Origin of the sequence: Pseudonocardia kongjuensis (assembly GCF_039526905.1) — a bacterium.
Classification (GTDB): domain Bacteria; phylum Actinomycetota; class Actinomycetes; order Mycobacteriales; family Pseudonocardiaceae; genus Pseudonocardia; species Pseudonocardia kongjuensis.
In genome coordinates, this window is the sequence record NZ_BAAAJK010000004.1 from 446,834 (window position 1) to 469,286 (window position 22,453).

Consider the following 22,453-nt stretch of genomic DNA (forward strand, 5'->3'; position numbering starts at 1 on the left):
ACAGCGGCTGCCCGCCACGGCGGGGGCCGGCTCCCTAGCGTCGGCGACCGTGTCCCCAGTGCCCACAGCGCCGACCGGGCCCACGGCGCCCGCCGGGTCTGCCGAGTACCCGACCGTCCCGCCCCCGGTCGTCACCGTCCGCGACGTGGTGTCCGCCGCGCTCCTGCGGGACGGCCGGTGGCGGCTGCTGGCCGCCGCCACCGCCGGCTTCGTGCTGCACCAGCTCGGCGAGGCCGCGGTGCCGGTGCTGGTCGGGATCGTGGTCGACCGGGCGCTGGCGCCGGGGGACCCGCTGCTGCTCGCCGCCGGGCTCGGTGCGCTCGCCGTCACCTTCCTGGTCCTGTCGCTGTCCTACCGTTGGGCGTCGCGGGCGATGGTCGACGTGTTCGGGATCGGTGAGCACGCGCTGCGCCGGATCGGGACGGCACGGTTGCTGCACCCGCGCGGTGCGCCGACCGCGCGCAGCAGCGGCGAGGTGCTCTCGCTGGTGTCCTCGGACTCGTTCCGGGTGGCCGGCATCGCGTGGAGCGTGGTGGAGCAGACCGCCACCCTCGCCGCGGTGCTCGCCGGCACCGCCGCGCTGCTGTGGATCTCGGTGCCGCTGGGCATCGGCGTGCTGGTGACGACGGTGCTCGTGCTGGTGCTCATGCAGCGGGTCGCCCGCCCGCTGGAGATCCGCGGGCTGGCCGAACAGCGCTCGGCGGCCGCCGCGAGCGCGGTCGCCACCGACCTGATGACCGGCCTGCGGACGGTGCAGGGCCTCGGCGGCGAGGACGAGGCCGCCCGCCGGTACCGGGAGGCGAGCGAGCAGGCCCGCCGCGGGGCCGTCCGGGCGTCCCGCTCGCTGCAGCTCTACTCGGCGCTGAGCACGGCCGTGTCCGGGCTGTTCCTGGCGGTGCTCGCCGGCGGGGCCGGGCTGCTCGCCTGGCGGGGCGACATCACCGTCGGCGAGCTGATCGCCGTCGTCGGGCTCGGGCAGTTCCTGCGCGGGTCGCTGGACCACGTCGGCACCTTCGGCGCCAACTGGATGCACAAGCGGGCCTCCGCCCGCCGGATGCACGCGATGATCGCCGAGCCGCCCGCTGTGCCCGGCGGCACGGCGGACGCCGCACCCGCCGATCCGGCCGCGCCGGTGCTGGAGTGGGCACCGGCCGGCGGCGCGCCGCTCGTCGTGCGGGCCGGCGAGCTGGTCGGGCTGCGCGCCCCGGACACCGCGACCGCCCGCGCCGCGGCCGACCGGCTCGCCCTGCGGGTCGTGCCGGAGCCCGGCGAGCTGCGGGCCGGCGGCGGCGACGCGCTCGATCTCGGCGCGGACGCCTGGCGCAGCCGGGTACTGGCGGTACCGCACCACGACGTGCTGTTCACCGGGACCGTGCGGGACAACGTCCGGGGGCGGGTGCCGGCCGACCCGGACCCGGCCGCTGCCGTCGGCGGGCCGGACATCGACCCGCGGATCGCCGCGGTCGCCGTGCTCGACGACGTGCTGGACCGGCCCGGCGGGCCGGACGCCCCGGTCGGCGAGGCCGGGAGCCGGCTCTCCGGCGGGCAACGCCGCCGGCTGCTGCTGGCCCGCGCGCTGCACGGTGCGGAGCAGGCCGGGATCCCGGTCGTCGTGCTGGACGAGCCGGCGACCGCGGTCGACCCGGTCACCGAGCACCGGATCGCCGGTGGGCTGCGGAGCTGGTGCGCCGGGACGGACCGGGCGGTCGTGCTGGTCACCGCATCGCCCGCGCTGCTCGCGGCCTGCGACCGGGTGCAGGACCTGCGATGAGCGTCCTGCCCGTCGCGGATCGCCGCCGCACCTGGTCCGCGGTCGCCCGGCTGCTGCGGGCGCGGCGCGGACGGCTCGCCGCGACCCTGCTCCTGCTGCTGGCCGGGACGGCCGCCGGGGTGGCGGTGCCGCCGCTGCTCGGTGCGCTCGTCGACGCCGTCACCGCCCGCGCGGGCGGTGCGGCCGCCGCACTGGTCGGCGCGGTGGCCGTCGCCGGGCTGCTCGCCGCGGCGGTGCAGTACGCCGGCGGGCGCAGCCTCGTCGTCCTGGTCCAGGAGCTGCTGGCCGAGCTGCGCGAGCAGGTGTTCGCCGCCGCCGTCGCGCTGCCGGTGGAACGGCTGGAGGAGGCCGGCACCGGCGACGTCGTGTCCCGGGTGACCCGCGACGTCGAGGCGGTCACCGAGGCGTCCGCCGACACCGTGCCGCGGGTGCTGACGGCGACCTTCGCGATCGCACTGACCCTGGCCGGGCTGGCCGTGCTGGACGGCTGGTTCGCCCTCGCCGTGCTCGCCTGCCTGCCGCTGCACGTGTGGGGCACCCGGCGCTTCCTGCGCCGCTCGGGCCCGGTCTACGCGCAGCTGCGGCGCAGCGAGGCCGCCCGCGGCCAGCTGGTGCTGGAGGCGGTCCGCGGGGCCGACGGCATCCGGGCCCACCGCAGCCAGGGCGGGTGGCAGCGGGCGGTGGACGCCGTCGGGTTCGGCACCGTGGATCTGCAGCGGATCGCGACCCGGCTGCGGACCGGCTTCTTCGGGGTGCTCAACACCGCCGAGTACGTCGGTCTGGCGCTGATCCTGCTGGTCGGGTTCGTGCTCGTCGGCGACCCGGCGAGCGGGGTGACCCTCGGCGCGGCGACCGCGGCCGCGCTGTACTTCCTGCGCCTGTTCGACCCGGTCGGCGCGCTGCTGATCAGCCTCGACGACCTGCAGCGGGCCGGCGTCGGCCTGGCCCGGATGGTCGGCGTGCTGGACGCCGGCGCCCCCGGCGCTCCCGGACCGGTGCCCGCCGCACCCGGCCGGGAGCCGCCCGGGATCCGGATCGAGGGCGTCCGGTTCGGCTACGAACCGGACCGGCCGGTGCTGCACGACGTCGACGTCGAGCTCCCGGCGGGCCGGCGGCTCGCCGTCGTCGGGGCCAGCGGCTCCGGCAAGAGCACCCTGGCCCGGCTGGTCGCCGGGGCGTTGCGCCCGGACCGGGGCCGGGTGCTGGTCGGCGGGGAGCCCGCCGACCGCGCCCACCGGCCGCCGACGGTGCTCCTGGTGACCCAGGAGGTGCACCTGTTCTCCGGCACCCTCGCGCAGAACCTGACGTTGGCGCGGCCCGGCGCGACCGACGCCGAGATGACCGCCGCGCTGGCCGCGGTCGGCGGGCAGGACCTGCTGGAGCTGCCCGGCGGCCTGGCCGCCGACGTCGGCCCGGCGGGAGCGGCGCTGGACGCCACCGCGGCGCAGCGGATCGCGCTGGCCAGGGTGCTGCTGGCCGATCCGCCGGTGGTGGTGCTCGACGAGCCGAGCGCCGAGGCGGTCGCGCCGGGTGCGGCCGATCCGCTGGGCGCGGCGGTCGACGCGGTGCTGGCCGGGCGGACCGGCGTCGTCGTGGCGCACCGGCTGGAGCAGGCCCGGGCCGCCGACGCGATCCTGGTCCTCGACCGGGGCCGGGTCGCCGGGTACGGCCGGCACGCCGACCTGCTCGCCGCGGACGGGCCCTACGCCCGGTCCTGGCGGGCCGCGGGCGGCACGGCGCTCACACCTCGACCAGCACCGTGAACGGACCGTCGTTCACCGACTCGACGGCCATGTTCGCGCCGAACTCGCCGGTCCCGACGGTCGCGCCGCGCTCCCGCAGCGCGGCGACGACGGCGTCCACCACCGGCTCGGCGTCGGCCGGCCGGGCGGCCGCCGACCAGCTCGGCCTGCGCCCCTTGCGGGTGTCGCCGTAGAGCGTGAACTGGCTGACCACCAGCAGCGGGGCGCCGGTGCCTGCGCAGGACGCCTCGGTCCCGTCGGCGCCGCGCAGCAGCCGCAGCTCGTGCAGCTTCCGGGCCATCGTGACGGGCCGGTCGGTGTCCCCGACGTCGTCGCGGTGCACGCCGAGCAGCACCAGCAGCCCCGGCCCGATCCGGCCGGACACCCGCAGCGGGGTGCCGTCGTCGTCCTCCACGGTCACCGACGCCCGCCGCACCCGGGCGACGACCGCCCTCATCCGACCGGGCCGGCCGGGTCGGCCGCGGTCACCCGCTGCGCGACCGGGTGCGGCCAGCCGTCCACCGGCAGCAGCAGCCCGTGCCGGACGAACTCGCGCACCGCGGGCAGGGTCGCCGCGACCAGCGCGTCGGTGGGCAGGTCGTGCGCGTAGGACAGCAGCGCGACCAGCTCGGACAGCGGCAGGTGCCCGCGGCACCCGGCGAGCAGTGCGGCGGCCGGGCCGTCGATCTGGTGCTCCCAGCCCGGCCCGCCCCAGCGGCGCACCGTCGTCGACAGCTCCGACCAGCCGCCGTCGGGATCGACCGCGGAGGCGCTCTCCAGCACCGTCTCCGGGGCGATCAGCAGCGTCGCGCCGAGCAGGTCGTCGTCCCGCTCGTGGGCGCGCAGCCAGTCGATCCGGTCCAGCCAGCCGGTCATCTCCCGGCCCAGGCCCTCGCCGAGCTCGCCGGGCAGGTCCTCGACGACGACGGTGGGCTCGGAGTCGGTGCGCCGCAGCATCAGGAAGCCGAACCCGACGCCCTCGACGCGTTCGGCGGCCATCCAGTCCAGCCAGGCGCCGGCCTGCTCCCGGGCGGCCGGCGAGGACGGGACCAGCCCGGCGTCGCGCTGCCAGGTGCCGACGTGCATCGCCGGGTCGACGACCTCGCGCTGCAGCACCCACGCGTCGACGCCGTCGGGCAGCCAGGACCGCACCCGGTCCGGCCAGTCCTCGCCGCGCACGTGCAGCCAGGAGCCCAGCAGCTGCGCGATCCCGCCCGGGTTGAGCCGGTCGGGGAGCCCGCGGAGCAGCGCCGCCAGCGCGGCGTCGCCGGCCTGCCCGGAGTCCCGGTAGACGTAGTCGATCCGCTCCGGGCCGGGCACGAACGGCGGGTTCGACACGATCTGGTCGAACCGCTCGCCCTCGACCGGGGCGAACCACGGCCCCTCCCGCAGGTCCACCGGCACCCCGGACAGGCCGCAGGACAGCCGGGCCAGCGCCAGCGCGCGGGGCAGCACGTCGGTACCGACCACGTGCACCGCGTGCCGGGACCCGTGCAGGGCCTGCACGCCGCAGCCGGTGCCCAGGTCGAGCAGCGAGCCGACCGGGCGGCGGACCGCGGCGGCGGCCAGCGACAGCGACGCCCCGCCCACCCCGGTCACGTGCTCGCGGTCCTGCCGAGAGGCCGGACTGTCCAGGTCCGACACCACCCACCAGTCCGCACCCGGCTCGCCGTCGTCGCCCGGGCCCTCGCCGTAGGGCCGGACGTCGAGCGCCGCCCGGATCCCGTCCGGCGTGCGGCGCAGGATCCGGCCGGCCAGCAGCGGATCGAGATCGCCCAGCGCGGCGGTCACCGCCGGTTCGGGCTCGGTGTCCTCCAGCAGGAACAGCCGGACGAGGGTGCCGAGCTCGTCGCCGTCCCGGCTGGCCCGGGCGGCGGGCTCGGGCTCGCCGCGGGTGAGCGCGTCGTGCGCGGCGCGGCCCAGCAGGGCCCGGACGCCGTCCGGGGTGTAGCCGGCGTCGAGCAGGCAGCCGCGCACGCGCTCGGTCTGCCCCGGATCGAGGCCGGGTTCGGTGCTGGGGTGGGGAGAGCTGGGCACGACCCCATTGTCCCGTGGCCGTCCCGTGCCATCCTGTCCGGCATGACCGGCATCTGCATCGCCCAGGATCCCGAGGCCGACGCGCTGCTCGAGCGCGAGCCGTTGGCGCTGCTGATCGGCATGCTGCTCGACCAGCAGATCCAGATGGAGGTCGCGTTCCGCGGTCCGCTCAAGCTGCACGAACGGCTCGGCGGGCTCGACGTCCGGGTGATCGCCGACCACGACCCGGCCGGGTTCGCCACACTGGCCACCACGCCGCCCGCCATCCACCGCTACGGCGGCTCGATGGCCCGCCGGGTGCAGGAGATGTGCCGCGCGATCGTCGAGGACTGGGACGGCGACCCGGAGGCGATCTGGACCCGCGGCGAGCCGGACGGCCGGGAGGTGCTGCGCCGGTTGAAGGCCCTCCCGGGCTACGGCGAGCAGAAGGCGAAAATCTTCCTTGCGCTGCTCGGCAAGCAGTACGGCGTCACCCCGGACGGCTGGCGGGAGGCCGCCGGGGACTACGGCGCGGCGGACACCCGGCTCTCCGCCGCCGACGTCGTCGACGCGCAGACACTGACCGAGGTACGGGACACCAAGAAGGCGCTGAAGGCCGCCGCACGGGAGAAGAAGGCCGCAGCGGCGGGGTGAGTGCCGGCGTAGGGCTAGCATCGGTGCCGTGCACAAGGTTCCGGAGGCACTCAGCGGCGCTCGTGTGATCGACCCGGACCAGGTCTGCGACGCCGTCGCGGTGCTGTCCGACGGCGACAAGGTGGCCGAGGCGGCCACCGTCCTGGACGTCCTGGGCGAGGTCAACCGGCTGTCCATCCTGCTCGCGCTGCAGCACGCCGGGGACCTCTGCGTCTCCGACCTGGCGGTGGCGGTCGGGATGAGCGACTCGGCGGTGTCGCACGCGCTGCGGCTGCTGCGCGCGCACGGCATGGTGACCGCGCACCGGCACGGCAGGCTGGTCCGCTACCGGCTGGCCGACGGGCTGCCCCGCAGGCTGCTCGAGGTGGTGTCGTCGGTGGCGGTCGCACCCGGCCACCTGCACGCGCACGGCGGCACCGACGCCGAGCCCGCCGCCGACCGGTCGGACTCCGCATGACCCCGGCCCTGGTGGAGCAGGTGCGTCCGCCGGTCCCCGAGGACAAGCTCGACCTGGAGATCGACCGGCTGCTGGACGCGCTGGACGCGGTGCACCGGGACGGCTGGTACCCCGAGCTCGAGGTGGTGCGCCCCTGGTCGGCGCACAACCCGCGGATCTCCGGCGAGTTCGCCCGGCCCAGCGCGATCCGCCGCTACCTGCACCGCGAGCTGCGCGGCCTGGTCGCCGCCGGCGCCACGGTCACCGCGCGGGGCGCCCGCCCGGCCCGCGCCTTCACCGATCCGGCGTTCTTCGCCGCGCTCGACGAGGACCGCTTCGACCTGCGCGTCAAGAAGCTGTTCCTGTTCGGGCCGGAGCGGATGGCGCTGTCGCTGGACCGGCTGTCGCACTACACCGGGACGCCCGCCGAGTCCTTCCAGCGGCACGTCCTGTTCACCAACTACGCGATGCACGTCGAGTCGTTCCTGGAGCGCTTCCCGGACGCCGAACGGCCGGACCGGGCCGGTGTGCAGATGCCCGCCTACCACCATCCGCGCCCGGACGGCGACGGCGTCTCCCTGGTCAACATCGGGGTCGGGCCGGCCAACGCGAAGACGGTCACCGACCACCTCGCCGTCCTCCGGCCGGACACGATGATCATGATCGGGCACTGCGGCGGCCTCCGGAACCGGCAGGAGCTGGGCGACTTCGTGCTGGCGACGGCCTACCAGCGGGCCGATCACGTGCTCGACGAGGTGCTGCCCGCGGACGTCCCGGTGATCCCCAGCCTGCGGCTCAACGGCTACCTGATGGACGCCCTCGAGCGCGCCGGCACCACCTACCGGCCCGGTGTCGTGCACACCACGGACAACCGGAACTGGGAGTTCAACCAGGCCGCGACGCTGCACCGGATGCGGCTCGCCAGGGCGGTCGCGGTGGACATGGAGTCGGCCACGATCGCCGCCAACGGGTTCCGCTACCGGATCCCGAACGCCACCCTGCTGTGCGTCTCGGACAAGCCGCTGCACGCCGAGCCCAAGCTGGCCGGCGGCGCCCGGGCGTTCTACGAGGCCAGCAAGCGCAAGCACCTGGGGATCGCGCTCGACGCCGTCGAGCGGGTCCGCACCGAGCACCCGGACGGGCTGCCCGGCTCCGAGGTGCGCTCGGCCGACGAGCCGCTGCTCGGCAACGGGCCGGACGGCGCCTGACCGGCCGAACCGCGCGGCGCCGCCGCGCCGAACCACATCGACGGACGCCGGGCCGGCGTCCGTCGCGACACCCCCTCATGATCACGGGTGAGGGCGCTGCGCGAAGTCGCGCCGCAGGTGTCACCATGGAATCGGAGGTGGTCACGTGAGCGACCAGCGACGCGAGGACCCCGTGCTCATCACGGACGCGCAGATGTCCTACGACGAGGAGCTGGAGGTCCGTAAGCGGCGCTACAAGTGGACGATGGGCCTCCGGATCCCGTGCATGATCCTGGCCGGGGTCTTCTACCAGATCCCCTGGCTGGCGGTGACCCTGCTGGCGATCTCGGTGCCGCTGCCGTGGATCGCGGTGCTCGTGGCGAACGACCGGCTGCCGCGCAAGGCGGAGAAGCCGAACCGCTACCGGCACGAGCACCGGGCGATCGAGGAGCGCCCGCACCCGGTCGTCGAGGGCGGTGACGAGCGCCGGGACACCGGCGGTGACGAGGGCCGGGAGCCCGCCGGTGACACCGGCGGTGACGGGGGCCGCGACGCCGGGCCCCGCGGTGCGACCGGCTGACCGGCGCCGTGGTGCATCATGTGCGCATGACCACGACGACTCTTCCCGAGGTCGACACCCGGCCGGAGGGCACCGAGACCACCGGCGACGACACGCCGGACATGTTCCACTACGTGCAGAAGTCCAAGATCACCGAGAGCGCGGTGCTGGGCAACATGGTGGTGGCCCTGTGCGGCGAGACCTTCCCGGTCACCAAGTCGCCGAAGCCCGGCTCGCCGGTCTGCCCGGACTGCAAGAAGATCTTCGAGGGCCTGCCCAAGGGCGGCGACGACTCCTGATCCCGCTCACCCGCGGGCGAGCACCAGCCGCCGCGCGGGTGACGACGGGTCGCCGGGCACCGACGGCAGCCGGGCCTCGGTGAGCAGTCCCTCGGACCGGTAGAGCCGCACCGCGGCGCTGTTCGCCGGGTGCGCCTCCAGCCACAGCCGGCCCGCCGGCAGCCAGTCCGGGCGGACCCAGGCCGGGTCCGGGTCCAGCCCGGCAGGCGGGTGCGGCACCGCGGCCAGCGCCAGCGCGGTGCGCAGCAGCGCGCGGCCCAGGCCGCGGCCGCGCCGGTCGGCGGCGACGACCAGCCGGTGCAGCTCGATCCCCGGCTCGGGCCCGCGCGGCGCGGCCAGGACCAGGTAGCCGGCCGGCTCCCCGCCGTCGTCGAGTACCAGGTGGGCCCGGCCCGGGTCGGCCGCGACGGTGTCGTGCCAGCGCGGCCCGGACGCCCCGAGGACGTCGGCGAGCTCCGCGTCCAGCCGGGCCAGCGGGGCCGCGTCGGCCGACGGGACGCACGCCCGCAGCAGCTGTCCCACCCCTCACCCCGCTCCCGGCCCGTCGTGGATCGGCCCCCAGGATGACCGACGCCCGCCGGCGATGCGGTCAGCGGGGGAGCGCGGCGACCGCGCTGCGGACGGCGGTCCTCCACTGCTCGTCGGTCGGGTTCCGGCCGGCCACCGCGATCGTGACCAGGTAGCGCCCGGCGCCGACCTGCACCGTCGGCCCGGCGACCGTCTCCAGCAGCACGGCGACGGTCCCGTCGCCGGTCCCGTCGATCCCGCGCGCGCCGCCCGCCGAGCGGACGTGATCGGCGGGGGTGCCCCGGTTCGTGGTGTAGACGTTCACCGCGGCGGTCGACGAGCCGCCGACCGCGAAGCAGGCCCGGGTCCGGGCGCCGTCCGGCCGGGCGATCTCGGCGTTGGCGGCCGGCACCGCGGGTTCGGCGCCGAGCAGCCCGGCGAGCGCCTCGGCCCCGACCAGGCACTCGTCGGTCAGCACGTCGGCGGTGAGCGGCGCGACGGCGCCGCGGGTGCCGTCGGTGCTGCCATCCGGGGCGGGACCGGCCGGGACCGGGGGAACCGTCCGGGTCGGGACGGCCACCGGGCCGCCGTCGGCTCCCGGGCCCGGGGACGGCCCGGCGGGTGCCGGGAGCCGGTCCGCAGGCCCGGTGAACGACGTCGGCGGGCCCGGCCGCGTGCCGGGCGCCCCGGCATCCGGCGCATCCAGCGCAACCGGCGCGTCCGGCGCATCCGGTGCGGCTGGCGCGTCCGGTGCGGCTGGCGCGGCGGGTGCGGCCGGACCGGCACCGGCCGGCCACGCGGTCCCGGGCACGGTCGTCGCGCACCCCGGCAGGGCCAGCGCGAGCACCGCGGCCACCAGCGCGTACCCCGCCCGCCGGGCGCGACCGCCCGCGCGGGTCCTGCTCCGTCGACACCGCACCGTCCGCTCCGTCCGCACCGGCGGGAGGCTAGGGTTCGCCCGGCAGCTGCGCGGCCGGCTCCGGAAGCCTGATCGCGATCGCGAACCGCGTTGCATGAACTCTCGCGGGTCTGCATAATCATTCACCGTGGTACGCATCGCAGTGGCGGGAGCCAGCGGATACGCCGGGGGCGAGCTCCTCCGGCTGCTCCTCGCCCATCCGGACGTCGAGATCGGCACGCTGACGGCGGGCGGCAACGCCGGCACCCGTCTCGGCGAGCATCAGCCGCACCTGGCGCCGCTCGCCGACCGGGTCCTCGCCGAGACCACCGCGGAGAGCCTGGCCGGGCACGACGCGGTGTTCCTCGCGCTGCCGCACGGCCGCTCGGCCGAGCTCGCGGCGCAGCTCGGCGGCGACACGCTGGTGATCGACTGCGGGGCCGACCACCGGCTGACCGATCCGGCCGCCTGGGACCGCTGGTACGGCGGCGAGCACGCCGGGCACTGGCCCTACGGGCTGCCCGAGCTGCCCGGCGCCCGGGAGCGCCTGGTCGGCGCGAGCCGGGTCGCCGTGCCCGGCTGCTACCCGACCGGGATCAGCCTCGCGCTGTTCCCGGCGCTGGTCGCCGGCCTGGTCGAGCCGGACGTGGTGGTCACCGCCGTCACCGGCACCTCCGGCGCCGGGAAGTCGCTCAAGCCGCACCTGCTGGGCGCCGAGGTGATGGGCTCGCTGTCCGCGTACGGGGTCGGTGGCGTGCACCGGCACACCCCGGAGATCGCGCAGAACCTCTCGGCCGCGCTCGGCTCGCCGGTCTCGGTGAGCTTCACGCCGGTGCTGGCGCCGCTGCCGCGCGGCATCCTGGCGTCCTGCTCGGCGCCGCTGGCCGATCCGGCCACCGACACCGCGACGGTGCGGCAGGCCTACGAGAAGGCCTACGCCGGCGAGCCGTTCGTGCGGCTGCTCGGCGAGGGGCAGTGGCCGACGACCGCGCAGACCCTGGGCTCCAACCTGGTGGCGCTGCAGCTGACCGTCGATCCGGACGCGCGCCGCCTGGTCGTCGTCTCCGCCATCGACAACCTGACCAAGGGCACCGCGGGCGGGGCCGTGCAGTGCATGAACCTGGCGCTCGGCCTGCCCGAGACGACCGGACTGCCGACGACGGGAGTGGCACCGTGAGCGAGCCGACCGGTGTGACCGCCGCTCAGGGCTTCCGGGCCGCCGGGATCGCCGCCGGGATCAAGAAGTCCGGCCGGGCGGACCTGGCGCTGGTGGTCAACGACGGCCCGCGCACCGAGGCGGCCGGCGTCGTCACCCGCAACAAGGTGAAGGCCGCGCCGGTGCTGTGGACCCAGCAGGTCCTCACCTACGGTGCGCTGCGCGCGGTCGTCCTGAACTCCGGCGGTGCGAACGCCTGCACCGGCCCGGAGGGCTTCCGGACCGCGCACGCGACGGCCGAGAAGGTCGCCGAGGTGCTCGGCTGCGGGGCCGTCGAGGTCGGCGTCTGCTCGACCGGCCTGATCGGCGATCAGCTGCCCAGGGACACCGTGCTGGCCGGGGTGCAGAAGGCGGCCGGGGAGCTGGCCGCCACCCCCGAGGCGGCGACCGCCGTCGCCACCGCGATCATGACCACCGACACCGTCCCGAAGCAGGCGCACGTGACCGACCCGGCGGGCTGGACGGTCGGCGGCACCACCAAGGGCGCCGGGATGATCGCCCCGTCGATGGCGACCATGCTCACCGTGCTCACCACCGACGCCGTCGTCGAGCGGCCGCTGCTGGACGCGGCGCTGCGCGAGGCGGTCCGCTACAGCTTCGACCGGCTCGACGTCGACGGCTCCATGTCGACCAACGACACCGTGCTGGTGCTCGCCTCCGGCGCGTCCGGCGTGCCGGCCGATCCGGCCGTGTTCACCGCCGCGCTGACCCGGGTCTGCCGGGACCTGGCCGAGCAGATGCAGGCCGACGCCGAGGGCGTCACCAAGCGGATCACCGTGCGGGTCACCGGCGCCGCCTCCGAGGACGACGCGGTGACCGTCGCCCGGACCGTCGCCCGGGACTCCCTGGTCAAGACGGCGATGTTCGGCTCCGACCCGAACTGGGGCCGGATCGCCGCCGCCGTGGGCTGCGCCGACGCGCAGATCGACCCCGAGCGGCTCGACGTGACGATCAACGGGGTGCTGCTCTGCAAGGGCGCCGTCGTCGCGGGGGACCGGGCCGACTGCGACCTGTCCGGCGAGGACGTCACCATCGAGGTCGAGCTGGGCCTGACCGGCGGCGCCGACGGCAACACCGCCGAGATCCGGACCACCGACCTGTCGCACGCCTACGTGGAGGAGAACAGTGCCTACTCCTCCTGAACCGCTCGCCGCCCCGGACCGGCTGAAGCGGGCCGGCGAGAAGGCCGGCGTGCTGGCCGAGGCGCTGCCCTGGCTGCAGCGCTTCCACGGCCGCATCGTCGTCGTCAAGTACGGCGGCAACGCGATGATCGACGACGAGCTCAAGCAGGCGTTCGCGCGGGACATGGTGTTCCTGCGCCTGGCCGGCATCCATCCGGTCGTCGTGCACGGCGGCGGCCCGCAGATCAGCGCGATGCTCCGGCGGCTCGGCATGCCGGGGGAGTTCCGCGGCGGCCTGCGCGTCACCACGCCGGAGACGATGGAGATCGTCCGGATGGTGCTCTTCGGCCAGGTCGGCCGGGAGCTGGTCGGCCTGATCAACGCGCACGGCCCGCTCGCCGTCGGACTGTCCGGTGAGGACGCCGGGCTGTTCACCGCCGAGAAGCGGACCGCGCTGGTGGGCGGCGAGCCGGTCGACATCGGCCTGGTCGGCGACGTCACGAAGGTCAACCCGGACGCGGTGCTCGACATCATCGCGGCCGGCCGGATCCCGGTCGTGGCCGGCGTCGCGCCGGACGTCGACGGGCAGGTGCACAACATCAACGCCGACAGCGCGGCCGCCGCGCTGGCCGGGGCGCTGGACGCCGCCAAGCTCGTGGTGCTGACCGACGTCGAGGGGCTCTACGCGAACTACCCCGATCCCGACTCGATCATCACCTCGCTGACCGCGGGCCAGCTGGAGCCGATGCTGCTCCGGCTGGAGAGCGGGATGGCGCCGAAGATGGAGGCCTGCCTGCGCGCGGTCCGGTCGGGGGTGGCCCAGGCGCACGTGATCGACGGCCGGGTGCCGCACTCGGTCCTGCTGGAGGTCTTCACACACGAGGGCGTCGGGACGATGGTGCTTCCCGATCCCGACCCGGCTGCTGGGGGAACGGCATGAGCTCGTACACGGCGCGGTGGCAGGCCGCGGTGATGGACAACTACGGCACCCCGCCGCTGACCCTGGTCCGCGGCGAGGGCTCCCGGGTGTGGGACGCGGAGGGCCGCGCCTACCTGGACCTGTACTCCGGGATCGCGGTGAACGCGCTCGGGCACGCGCACCCGGCGATCGTCGAGGCCGTCTCGGAGCAGGTCCGCACGCTCGGGCACACCTCGAACTTCTTCATCACCGACCCGGCGCTGCAGCTCGCCGAGCGGCTGCAGGGGCTGCTCGGCCGCGACGACGCCCGCACCCTGCTGTGCAACTCGGGCACCGAGGCGAACGAGGCCGCCTTCAAGATCGCCCGCCGGACCGGCCGCCCCGGCATCGTCGCCTGCGAGGGCGCCTTCCACGGTCGCACCATGGGCTCGCTCGCGCTGACCGGGCAGCCCGCCAAGCGGGCCCCGTTCGAGCCGATGCCGCCCGGCGTCGTGCACATCCCGTACGGCGACCTGGACGCGCTCGACGCCGCCGTCACCGCCGACACCGCCGCGGTGTTCCTGGAGCCGATCCTCGGCGAGGCCGGCGTGGTGGTGCCGCCGGACGGCTATCTCGCCGGCGCCCGCCGGATCACCGCCGAGCGCGGCGCCCTGCTGGTGCTCGACGAGGTGCAGACCGGCATCGGCCGCACCGGCCGCTGGTTCGCCCACCAGGCCGACGGCATCGTGCCGGACGTCGTCACGCTGGCGAAGGGGCTCGGCGGCGGCCTGCCGATCGGCGCCTGCATCGGGATCGGCGACGCGGGGACGCTGCTCGGGCCCGGCCAGCACGGCACCACCTTCGGCGGCAACCCGATCTCCTGTGCCGCGGCGCTCGCGGTGCTCGACACGATCGCCACCGACGGCCTGCTGGAGCACGTCGACCGGCTCGGCAAGGACCTCCGCAGCGGCATCGAGGGGCTGGGCCATCCGCTGGTCTCCGACGTCTCCGGCGACGGCCTGCACATCGGCATCGGGTTGCGGCACCCGGTCACGGCCCAGGTCGCCGCGGCCGCCCGGGACGCGGGCCACCTGGTCAACAACGCCACCCCGGAGCGGCTCCGGCTGGCCCCGGCACTCACCTTCGGCGACGACGAGTCGGCCGAGTTCCTGTCCGCGCTGCCGGCGATCCTGGACGCCGCGGCCGCGGTGGAAGGGCAGGGCAGCTGATGGTCCGCCACCTGCTGCGCGACGACGACCTCTCGCCCGCCGAGCAGGCCGAGGTGCTCGACCTCGCCGACCGGCTCAAGGCGGACCGGTTCGCGGCACGCCCGCTCGCCGGGCCGAAGGCGGTCGCGGTCGTCTTCGACAAGTCCTCCACCCGCACCCGGGTGTCCTTCGAGGCCGGGATCACCCAGCTCGGCGGCACCGCGATCGTGCTGGACGGCAACGCCAGCCAGCTCGGGCGCGGCGAGACGATCTCCGACACGTCCCGGGTGCTGTCCCGCTACGTCGACGCGATCGTCTGGCGCACCTCGGGCCAGGAGCGGATCGAGGAGATGGCCGCGGCCGCGTCCGTCCCGGTGGTGAACGCGCTGACCGACTCGTTCCACCCCTGCCAGATCCTGGCCGACCTGCAGACGATCCGGGAGCGGCTCGGCGGCACGGCCGGCCGGACGCTGACCTACCTCGGGGACGGCGCGAACAACGTCGCGCACTCGCTGCTGCTCGGCGGTGCGACCGCCGGGATGCACGTGCGGATCGCCGCGCCGGCCGGGTTCACCCCCGACTCCGCGGTGCTGCGCGACGCGAAGGGCCGCGCCGAGCAGACCGGCGGCTCGGTGGCGCTGGTCGCCGATCCGGCGGCCGCCGTCGCCGGGGCCGAGGTGATCGTCACCGACACCTGGACGTCGATGGGGCAGGAGGCCGACGGTCTCGACCGGGTCGCCCCGTTCCGGCCCTACCAGGTCAACGCCGCCCTGCTGCGGCACGCCGCACCCGGGGCGATCGTGCTGCACTGCCTGCCGGCGCACCGCGGCGACGAGATCACCGACGAGGTGCTCGACGGCCCGGCCAGCGCGGTCTGGGACGAGGCGGAGAACCGGCTGCACGCACAGAAGGCGTTGCTGACGTGGCTCCTGGAGCGATGAAGGGGGCTCGCGGCGGCGCGGCGACCCGGGTCGCACGGCAGGCCCGGATCGTCGAGCTGATCACCCAGCGCGCCGTGCGCAGCCAGAGCGAGCTGCTGGCGTTGTTGCGCGCCAGCGGGATCGAGACGACCCAGGCGACGCTCTCGCGCGATCTCGACGAGCTGGGGGCGGTCAAGGTGCGCGGCGCGGACGGCGGCGCACCGGTCTACCTCATCCCGGAGGACGGCAGCCCGGTGCGCGGCGTCGAGGGCGGTACCGGGCGGTTGTCCCGGTTGCTGGGGGAGCTGCTCGTCTCCGCGGACGCGAGTGGGAACCTGGCGGTGCTGCGCACCCCGCCGGGCGCGGCGCACTACCTGGCCAGTGCGCTGGACCGGGCCGCCCTGCACGACGTCGTCGGGACGATCGCCGGCGACGACACGCTCCTGGTGGTGGCCCGCGAGCCGCTCACCGGCGAGCAACTCCTCGCGCTGCTGCGCGAGCTCTGAACGAACACCGAGCCCGACGTCTGACGAAGGAGCATCCATCCCGTGAGCAAGGTCCTCAGCTCCCTCCCCCGGGGCGAGCGCATCGGCATCGCGTTCTCCGGAGGGCTCGACACCTCCGTGGCGGTCGCCTGGATGCGTGACAAGGGCGGGATCCCGTGCACCTACACCGCCGACCTCGGCCAGTACGACGAGCCGGACATGTCCGGGGTGCCCACGCGGGCCAGGGAGTACGGGGCGGAGATCGCCCGCGCGGTGGACATCAAGCCGCAGCTGGTCGACGAGGGCCTCGCGGCGCTGGCCTGCGGCGCGTTCCACATCCGCTCCGGCGGGAAGACCTACTTCAACACGACGCCGCTGGGCCGGGCCGTCACCGGGACGCTGCTGGTCCGGGCGATGCAGGCCGACGACGTGAACATCTGGGGCGACGGCTCCACGTTCAAGGGCAACGACATCGAGCGGTTCTACCGCTACGGCCTGCTGGCCAACCCGGGCCTGCGGATCTACAAGCCGTGGCTGGACGACGCGTTCGTCTCCGAGCTGGGCGGCCGGGACGAGATGAGCCGGTGGCTGACCGAGCACGGCCTCCCGTACCGGGACTCGGCGGAGAAGGCGTACTCCACCGACGCCAACATCTGGGGCGCCACCCACGAGGCCAAGACGCTCGAGCAGCTCGACGTGTCCCTGGAGACCGTCGAGCCGATCATGGGCGTGAAGTACTGGGACCCGTCGGTCGAGATCGAGACCGAGGACGTCTCGGTCACCTTCGAGGCCGGCTACCCGGTGGCGATCAACGGCAAGCAGTTCGCGGACCGGGTGGACCTGGTGCGCGAGGCGAACGCGGTCGGCGGCCGGCACGGCCTGGGCATGTCCGACCAGATCGAGAACCGGATCATCGAGGCGAAGTCGCGCGGCATCTACGAGGCGCCGGGGATGGCGCTGCTGTTCATCGCCTACGAGCGGCTGATCAACGCGATCCACAACGAGGACACCGTCGCCAACTACCACGCCGACGGCCGCAAGCTGGGCCGGCTGCTCTACGAGGGCCGCTGGCTGGACCCGCAGGCGCTGATGGTGCGCGAGGCGATCCAGCGCTGGATCGCCTCGGTGGTCAGCGGCACGGTGACGCTGCGCCTGCGCCGCGGCGACGACTACACGATCCTCGACACCGACGGTCCCGGGTTCTCCTACCACCCCGACCGGCTCTCGATGGAGCGTGTGGAGAACGCCGCGTTCGGGCCCGCCGACCGGATCGGGCAGCTCACCATGCGCAACCTCGACATCGCCGACTCGCGCGCGAAGCTGGAGACCTACGCCGGGCAGCCGCAGGAGCAGGGCACGGTGCTCGTCGAGCACGGCACCCTGTTCGGTGAGCTGCCCTCCGGCGGGTTCGACCGGATCGCCGGCGCGGGCGAGGGGAGCGGCGGCAACGAGACGCTGCTCGACGACGCCGCCCTGGAAGCGGGCACCGACTGATGGCCGGCGGCTCCGCCCTGTGGGGCGGCCGGTTCTCGTCCGGCCCGGCCGACGCGCTGGCCGCGCTGAGCCGGTCCACGCACTTCGACTGGGCGCTGGCGCCCTACGACATCCGCGGCTCGAAGGCGCACGCCCGGGTGCTGCACGGCGCCGGGCTGCTGACCGACGACGAGCTGGCCGGCATGCACAAGGCGCTCGACGAGCTGGCCGCCGACGTGCGGTCCGGCGCGTTCGGGCCCGAGCCCGGCGACGAGGACGTGCACACCGCGCTGGAGCGCGGCCTGATCGAGCGGGCCGGTCCGGACCTGGGCGGGAAGCTGCGCGCCGGCCGGTCGCGCAACGACCAGGTCGCGACCCAGTTCCGGATGTGGCTGCGGGACGCCACCCGGCGGGTCGCCGACGGCGTGCTCGACGTCGTCGACGCGCTGGTCGCGCAGGCGCAGGCGCACCCGGGCGCGGCGATGCCCGGCCGGACGCACCTGCAGCACGCGCAGCCGGTGCTGCTCGGCCACCAGCTCGGCGCGCACGCGCACGCGCTGCTGCGCGACGTCGACCGGCTCCGCGACTGGGACCGGCGCACCGCGTACTCGCCCTACGGGTCGGGCGCGCTGGCCGGCTCGTCGCTCGGGCTGGACCCGGAGGCCGTCGCCGCCGAGCTCGGGTTCGCCGGGTCGTCGGCGAACTCGATCGACGGGACGGCGTCGCGGGACTTCGCCGCCGAGGCCGCGTTCGTGCTCGCGATGATCGGGGTGGACCTCTCCCGGCTGTCCGAGGAGATCATCCTCTGGGCGACCGCCGAGTTCGGGTACGTGACCCTCGACGACGCGTACTCCACCGGCAGCTCGATCATGCCGCAGAAGAAGAACCCGGACGTCGCGGAGCTGGCCCGCGGCAAGTCCGGGCGCCTGGTCGGCAACCTGACCGGGCTGCTCACCACCCTCAAGGGCCTGCCCCTGGCGTACAACCGGGACCTGCAGGAGGACAAGGAACCGCTGTTCGACTCGGTCGCGCAGCTGGAGCTCCTGCTGCCGGCGGTGGCCGGGATGGTGGCGACCCTGACCTTCCACACCGGGCGGCTGGCCGAGCTGGCCCCGGCCGGCTTCACGCTGGCCACCGACGTCGCCGAGTGGCTCGTCCGGCAGGGCGTGCCGTTCCGGGTGGCGCACGAGGCGGCCGGCGGCTGCGTCCGGGCCGCCGAGGCGCGCGGCGTCGGACTGGCCGACCTGACCGACGCCGAGCTGGCCGCCGTGCACCCGGCACTGGACCCGAGTGTCCGCGACGTGCTGACCGTGGAAGGCTCCATCGCGTCGCGGAACGCGCGGGGCGGCACGGCGGGCGACCGGGTCGCCGAGCAGCTGGCCGACCTGCGCACCGACGCGGCCGCAGCGAGAGAGTTCACCGGAGGAACCGCATGACCGACCCTGCCGCAGCCTACGAGGAGCTCAAGGCCGCCGGCCTGAAGCTGGACCTGACGCGGGGCAAGCCGTCGTCGGAGCAGCTCGACCTGGCGCACGGCCTGCTCGGCCTGCCGGGCGCGGGCGAGTACCGCGCCGCGGACGGCACCGACACCCGCAACTACGGCGGCCTGCAGGGCCTGCCCGAGCTGCGCGAGATCTTCGCGCCCGCGCTGCAGGTCCCGGTCGGTCAGCTGGTCGCCTGGAACAACTCCAGCCTCGAGCTGATGCACGACGTGCTGGTGCACGCCCTGCTCTCGCCGGTCCCCGGCGCCCCCGCCCGCTGGGTGGACGCCGGCCGGGTCGCCTTCATCGCGCCGGTCCCCGGCTACGACCGGCACTACGGCGTCTGCGAGCGCCTGGGGATCGACCTGGTCACCGTGCCGATGACGGCCGACGGCCCGGACATGGACGAGGTGGAGCGGCTGGTCGCCGACGACCCGTCGATCAAGGGCATCTGGTGCGTCCCGAAGTACTCGAACCCGGACGGCGTCGTGTACTCCGACGAGGTCGTCCGCAGGCTGGCCGCGATGCCGACCGCCGCACCGGACTTCCGGATCATGTGGGACAACGCCTACGCGGTGCACCACCTGACCTCCGACGAGATCGAGATCGCCGACCTGCTGGCGCTCGCCGCCGAGGCGGGCAACCCGGACCGGCCGTTCGTGTTCGGCTCCACGTCGAAGATCACCCTCGCCGGTGCGGGCGTCGCGTTCTTCGGCGGGTCCGAGGCGAACATCGGCTGGTGGCTCGCGCTCACCTCGAAGAAGTCGATCGGCCCGGACAAGGTCAACCACCTGCGGCACGCCGCGTTCCTCAAGGACGCCGCGGGCCTGCGGGCCCACATGGCCGCGCACCGCGCGCTGATCGCGCCGAAGTTCGCCGCCGTCGAGCGGTTGCTGACCGAGGCGTTCGCCGACACCGAGGGCGTCAGCTGGACGACGCCCAAGGGCGGCTACTTCGTGAGCCTCACCGTGCCGGACGGGCTGGCCTCGGAGGTCGTGCGGCTGGCGAAGGAGGCCGGCGTCGTGCTGACCCCGGCCGGCGCCACGCACCCGTACGGCAAGGACCCGCAGGACGCGACCATCCGGCTCGCCCCGACCCTGCCCCCGCAGGACGAGGTCGAGAAGGCGATGGCCGGCGTGGTCACCTGCGTGCAGCTCGCCCTGTCCCGCCGCTGAGTGGCGGACCGCACGACCGACGGGCCCGTCGGGCCGCCCCGCGCGGGTGGCCGGACGGGCTCGTCGGCGCTGCTCGGCCGGTCCGAGCTGGCGGTCGACGTGCTGCCGGCCGCGCAGCGCCTGCTCGGCTGCGTGCTGGCGGCGGACACCCCGGACGGCGCGGTCGCGGTGCGCCTGGTCGAGGTGGAGGCCTACCGCGGGGCGGACGATCCGGCGTCGCACAGCCACCGCGGCCGCACCCCGCGCAACGGCGTGATGTTCGGCCCGGCCGGTCACCTCTACGTGTACTTCGTCTACGGCATGCACTTCTGCGCGAACGTCTCCTGCCTGACCGACGGCGAGCCGGGCGCGGTGCTGTTCCGGGCCGGTGAGGTGCTCGGCGATCCCGGGGTGGCCCGGGTCCGGCGCCCGACCGCCCGCAACGACGCCGAGCTCGCCCGCGGGCCGGCCCGGCTGGCGTCACTGCTCGGTCTCGGGCGCGACGACGACGGCACCGACCTGACCGATCCGGCCTCCCGGGTGCGGCTGCTGGCCGGCGAGCCCGTCCCGCGCGCGTCGATCCGCAGCGGGCCGCGGGTCGGGGTGGCGGCCGCGGCCGAGCTGCCCTGGCGGTTCTGGATCGACGGGTCGCGCGCGGTGAGCAGCTACCGGGCCGGTACGAAGCGCTCCCGGCGCCGCACCGGTTGATCCGGGGCCGCCTGCCGCCGCACCGGCGACGGCCGGGAGCGGAACCCGGGTGCGCGTCGCGTCGCGCGGCGGCGAAGATGGGGGCGTGAGTACGGACATCCTGGACGACCTCGAGTGGCGCGGGCTGATCGCGCAGAGCACCGACCGCGACGCGCTCGCGAAGGAGCTCGCCGGTGACGGGCCGGTCACCCTCTACGCGGGGTTCGACCCGACCGCACCGAGCCTGCACGCCGGCCACCTGGTCCAGATGCTCACGCTGCGCCGGTTCCAGGAGGCCGGGCACCGGCCGGTGATCCTCGCCGGGGGCGCGACCGGGATGATCGGCGACCCGCGGGACGTGGGGGAGCGGTCCCTGCACGACGAGCGGACCGTCGCCGAGTGGACCGGCCTGATCCGCGGGCAGCTGGAGCGCTTCGTCCGGTTCGACGACTCGCCGACCGGCGCGCTGACGGTCAACAACCTGGACTGGACCGGGCAGCAGACGGTGCTCGAGTTCCTCCGCGACCTCGGCAAGCACTTCCCGGTCAACACGATGCTGGCCCGCGAGACGGTGAAGCGCCGGCTCGCCGCCGACGGCATGTCCTACACCGAGTTCAGCTACCTGCTGCTCCAGTCGCAGGACTACCTGCACCTGCACCGGACGCTCGGCTGCCGGCTGCAGATCGGCGGCTCCGACCAGTGGGGCAACATCGTCGGCGGCGTCGATCTCATCCGGCGGGTCGAGGGCGCGCACGTGCACGCGCTGACCACGCCGCTGGTGACCGACTCGGAGGGACGCAAGTTCGGCAAGTCCACCGGCGGCGGGAACGTGTGGCTCGATCCGGAGCGGACCTCGCCGTACGCCTGGTACCAGTACTTCGTGAACGTCGCCGACAGCGACGTGCTGAGCTTCCTGAAGCTGTTCACCTTCCTCGACCGCGAGGAGATCGAGGCGCTCGGCGCCGAGCTCACCGAGAAGCCGCACCTGCGCAGCGCGCAGCGCCGGCTGGCCGCGGAGCTCACCACCCTGGTGCACGGCGAGGAGCAGACCCGGCAGGTGACGACGGCGAGCCAGGCACTGTTCGGGCGCGCCGAGCTCACCGACCTCGACGCGCGCACCCTGGACGCGGCCCTCGCCGAGGTCCCGCACACCGACAGCGGTGGCGCCGACACGATCGTCGACCTGCTCGTGGCGACCGGGCTGACCGAGAGCAAGGGCGCCGCCCGCCGTGCCGTGAAGGAGGGCGGGGCGTACGTCAACAACGTCAAGGTCACCGACGAGGACTGGGTTCCGGCCGCCGGTGACGTGCTGGACGGTGGCTGGCTGGTGGTGCGCCGCGGCAAGCGGAACCTGGCCGGTGTCCGGCTCGGCCGCTGAGAACGGCTCCTGACCTGCGACGACGCCGAAAGGGGACCCCCCTGCAGAGGGCCCCGGGCGGGTCCTGTAACTTTCTCTTCGTCGCCGAGACGGGACGGAGAGCGCAGGGCAGGCCGAGAGGCCGGGCCGCGCGACCGGCCAGGGCGACCACCTCGGATGTTCACCTCGGTGAAGATCCGGCCGCCCGGAGCAAGGGTTGACCCTGAGCTTCGGTCCAAGTAGCATAAGAGAGTTGCCCCCTCGCAGGGGCGACTCGAACGCCCCCGGGTGCAACGGCCATCGGGCCGGGAAGCCGGAGCGCGGGTGTCTTTTGAGAACTCAACAGTGTGTCGAGCTATTTATTGTTTTGGCGTTTTTATGCCA

22 protein-coding genes are annotated in these 22,453 nt (G+C 75.1%); 18 read left to right on the forward strand and 4 right to left on the reverse strand.

Translation table 11 applies throughout. The features are described 5' to 3' along the window. The first annotated feature begins 58 nt into the window (after nt 1-58). Both ABD160_RS06300 and ABD160_RS06305 read left to right on the forward strand, forming a co-directional pair. Nucleotides 59-1,771 (forward strand): ABC transporter transmembrane domain-containing protein, encoded by a 1,713-nt coding sequence (locus tag ABD160_RS06300; protein ID WP_344019263.1) that lies wholly within the window; start codon nt 59-61, stop codon nt 1,769-1,771. After that, a complete protein-coding gene (locus tag ABD160_RS06305; RefSeq protein WP_344019266.1) occupies nt 1,768-3,534 on the forward strand; it encodes an ABC transporter ATP-binding protein in 1,767 nt (588 codons plus the stop codon). The genes ABD160_RS06300 and ABD160_RS06305 overlap by 4 nt, the downstream gene beginning before the upstream one ends. Here the strand turns inward: ABD160_RS06305 and dtd are convergent. Further along, complete coding sequence (dtd, locus tag ABD160_RS06310) at nt 3,512-3,970, reverse strand: D-aminoacyl-tRNA deacylase (RefSeq protein WP_344019269.1); 459 nt, start codon at nt 3,968-3,970, stop codon at nt 3,512-3,514. The two genes, ABD160_RS06305 and dtd, sit on opposite strands and share 23 nt — an antisense overlap. After that, nucleotides 3,967-5,550, reverse strand: a complete 1,584-nt coding sequence (locus ABD160_RS06315) for a DUF7782 domain-containing protein (protein ID WP_344019271.1) — start codon at nt 5,548-5,550, stop codon at nt 3,967-3,969. Before ABD160_RS06315 ends, dtd begins: the two co-directional genes overlap by 4 nt. Nucleotides 5,551-5,592: 42 nt before the next feature. Here ABD160_RS06315 and ABD160_RS06320 point away from each other — a divergent pair, with 42 nt between their 5' ends. The 5 genes from ABD160_RS06320 to ABD160_RS06340 all read left to right on the forward strand — a co-directional run bounded on the left by ABD160_RS06320 (nt 5,593) and on the right by ABD160_RS06340 (nt 8,664). Continuing rightward, nucleotides 5,593-6,183: an HhH-GPD-type base excision DNA repair protein gene (locus ABD160_RS06320; RefSeq protein ID WP_344019273.1), complete on the forward strand. Its 591-nt coding sequence runs from the start codon at nt 5,593-5,595 to the stop codon at nt 6,181-6,183. Between the two features lie 28 nt (nt 6,184-6,211). Next, entirely contained in the window at nt 6,212-6,640 is a 429-nt protein-coding gene (locus ABD160_RS06325; protein WP_344019275.1) for an ArsR/SmtB family transcription factor, read from the forward strand. Beyond that, nucleotides 6,637-7,827, forward strand: a complete 1,191-nt coding sequence (locus ABD160_RS06330; RefSeq protein ID WP_344019278.1) for an AMP nucleosidase — start codon at nt 6,637-6,639, stop codon at nt 7,825-7,827. The genes ABD160_RS06325 and ABD160_RS06330 overlap by 4 nt, the downstream gene beginning before the upstream one ends. Before the next feature lie 145 nt (nt 7,828-7,972). Further along, complete coding sequence (locus ABD160_RS06335; RefSeq protein WP_344019281.1) at nt 7,973-8,386, forward strand: DUF3099 domain-containing protein; 414 nt, start codon at nt 7,973-7,975, stop codon at nt 8,384-8,386. Nucleotides 8,387-8,412: 26 nt separating this feature from the next. Then, nucleotides 8,413-8,664 (forward strand): DUF3039 domain-containing protein, encoded by a 252-nt coding sequence (locus ABD160_RS06340; protein ID WP_085916132.1) that lies wholly within the window; start codon nt 8,413-8,415, stop codon nt 8,662-8,664. A 6-nt stretch (nt 8,665-8,670) separates the two neighbouring features. On the opposite strand, the gene ABD160_RS06345 is transcribed toward ABD160_RS06340, so the two are convergent. Both ABD160_RS06345 and ABD160_RS06350 read right to left on the reverse strand, forming a co-directional pair. Further along, nucleotides 8,671-9,186, reverse strand: coding sequence for a GNAT family N-acetyltransferase (locus ABD160_RS06345; RefSeq protein WP_344019287.1), 516 nt, complete (start codon nt 9,184-9,186; stop codon nt 8,671-8,673). Between the two features lie 67 nt (nt 9,187-9,253). Then, nucleotides 9,254-9,751, reverse strand: coding sequence for a hypothetical protein (locus tag ABD160_RS06350; RefSeq protein WP_344019289.1), 498 nt, complete (start codon nt 9,749-9,751; stop codon nt 9,254-9,256). A gap of 466 nt (nt 9,752-10,217) precedes the next feature. Between ABD160_RS06350 and argC the strand changes: the two genes are divergently transcribed. From argC to tyrS, 11 genes are all read left to right on the forward strand, one after another. Continuing rightward, nucleotides 10,218-11,246 carry an N-acetyl-gamma-glutamyl-phosphate reductase gene (gene argC / locus ABD160_RS06355; protein WP_344019291.1) on the forward strand — a complete coding sequence of 343 codons (1,029 nt, stop codon included), beginning with the start codon at nt 10,218-10,220 and terminating at the stop codon, nt 11,244-11,246. Then, the gene (gene argJ, locus ABD160_RS06360) at nt 11,243-12,427 is read left to right on the forward strand and encodes a bifunctional glutamate N-acetyltransferase/amino-acid acetyltransferase ArgJ (RefSeq protein ID WP_344019293.1); all 1,185 of its coding nucleotides are present in this window, start codon (nt 11,243-11,245) and stop codon (nt 12,425-12,427) included. The genes argC and argJ overlap by 4 nt, the downstream gene beginning before the upstream one ends. Beyond that, nucleotides 12,411-13,346 (forward strand): acetylglutamate kinase, encoded by a 936-nt coding sequence (gene argB / locus ABD160_RS06365; protein WP_344019296.1) that lies wholly within the window; start codon nt 12,411-12,413, stop codon nt 13,344-13,346. Before argJ ends, argB begins: the two co-directional genes overlap by 17 nt. After that, nucleotides 13,343-14,533, forward strand: coding sequence for an acetylornithine transaminase (locus tag ABD160_RS06370; protein WP_344019298.1), 1,191 nt, complete (start codon nt 13,343-13,345; stop codon nt 14,531-14,533). The genes argB and ABD160_RS06370 overlap by 4 nt, the downstream gene beginning before the upstream one ends. Further along, nucleotides 14,533-15,453 carry an ornithine carbamoyltransferase gene (gene argF / locus ABD160_RS06375; protein ID WP_344019300.1) on the forward strand — a complete coding sequence of 307 codons (921 nt, stop codon included), beginning with the start codon at nt 14,533-14,535 and terminating at the stop codon, nt 15,451-15,453. The genes ABD160_RS06370 and argF overlap by 1 nt, the downstream gene beginning before the upstream one ends. Further along, nucleotides 15,450-15,938, forward strand: coding sequence for an arginine repressor (locus ABD160_RS06380; protein ID WP_344019303.1), 489 nt, complete (start codon nt 15,450-15,452; stop codon nt 15,936-15,938). Before argF ends, ABD160_RS06380 begins: the two co-directional genes overlap by 4 nt. 42 nt (nt 15,939-15,980) lie before the next feature. Beyond that, nucleotides 15,981-17,411, forward strand: a complete 1,431-nt coding sequence (gene argG / locus ABD160_RS06385; RefSeq protein ID WP_344019306.1) for an argininosuccinate synthase — start codon at nt 15,981-15,983, stop codon at nt 17,409-17,411. Further along, nucleotides 17,411-18,826: an argininosuccinate lyase gene (gene argH, locus ABD160_RS06390; protein WP_344019309.1), complete on the forward strand. Its 1,416-nt coding sequence runs from the start codon at nt 17,411-17,413 to the stop codon at nt 18,824-18,826. The genes argG and argH overlap by 1 nt, the downstream gene beginning before the upstream one ends. Beyond that, a complete protein-coding gene (locus tag ABD160_RS06395) occupies nt 18,823-20,046 on the forward strand; it encodes an aspartate aminotransferase type Ic (protein WP_344019312.1) in 1,224 nt (407 codons plus the stop codon). The genes argH and ABD160_RS06395 overlap by 4 nt, the downstream gene beginning before the upstream one ends. 69 nt (nt 20,047-20,115) lie before the next feature. Beyond that, on the forward strand, nt 20,116-20,733 hold the full coding sequence (locus tag ABD160_RS06400; RefSeq protein ID WP_344019363.1) for a DNA-3-methyladenine glycosylase: 618 nt from the start codon (nt 20,116-20,118) through the stop codon (nt 20,731-20,733). Nucleotides 20,734-20,818: 85 nt separating this feature from the next. Continuing rightward, on the forward strand, nt 20,819-22,090 hold the full coding sequence (gene tyrS / locus ABD160_RS06405) for a tyrosine--tRNA ligase (RefSeq protein ID WP_344019315.1): 1,272 nt from the start codon (nt 20,819-20,821) through the stop codon (nt 22,088-22,090). The last annotated feature ends 363 nt before the right edge of the window (nt 22,091-22,453 follow it).

Excerpts from the sequence above, each read along its gene's own strand:
- ABD160_RS06395 (WP_344019312.1), top strand. The coding sequence starts at position 18,823 with ATGACCGACCCTGCCGCAGCCTACGAGGAGCTCAAGGCCGCCGGCCTG.
- ABD160_RS06380 (WP_344019303.1), top strand. The coding sequence starts at position 15,450 with ATGAAGGGGGCTCGCGGCGGCGCGGCGACCCGGGTCGCACGGCAGGCC.
- argH (WP_344019309.1), top strand. The coding sequence starts at position 17,411 with ATGGCCGGCGGCTCCGCCCTGTGGGGCGGCCGGTTCTCGTCCGGCCCG.
- ABD160_RS06320 (WP_344019273.1), top strand. The coding sequence starts at position 5,593 with ATGACCGGCATCTGCATCGCCCAGGATCCCGAGGCCGACGCGCTGCTC.
- ABD160_RS06305 (WP_344019266.1), top strand. The coding sequence starts at position 1,768 with ATGAGCGTCCTGCCCGTCGCGGATCGCCGCCGCACCTGGTCCGCGGTC.
- ABD160_RS06340 (WP_085916132.1), top strand. The coding sequence starts at position 8,413 with ATGACCACGACGACTCTTCCCGAGGTCGACACCCGGCCGGAGGGCACC.
- dtd (WP_344019269.1), bottom strand. The coding sequence starts at position 3,970 with ATGAGGGCGGTCGTCGCCCGGGTGCGGCGGGCGTCGGTGACCGTGGAG.
- ABD160_RS06370 (WP_344019298.1), top strand. The coding sequence starts at position 13,343 with ATGAGCTCGTACACGGCGCGGTGGCAGGCCGCGGTGATGGACAACTAC.
- ABD160_RS06330 (WP_344019278.1), top strand. The coding sequence starts at position 6,637 with ATGACCCCGGCCCTGGTGGAGCAGGTGCGTCCGCCGGTCCCCGAGGAC.
- argF (WP_344019300.1), top strand. The coding sequence starts at position 14,533 with ATGGTCCGCCACCTGCTGCGCGACGACGACCTCTCGCCCGCCGAGCAG.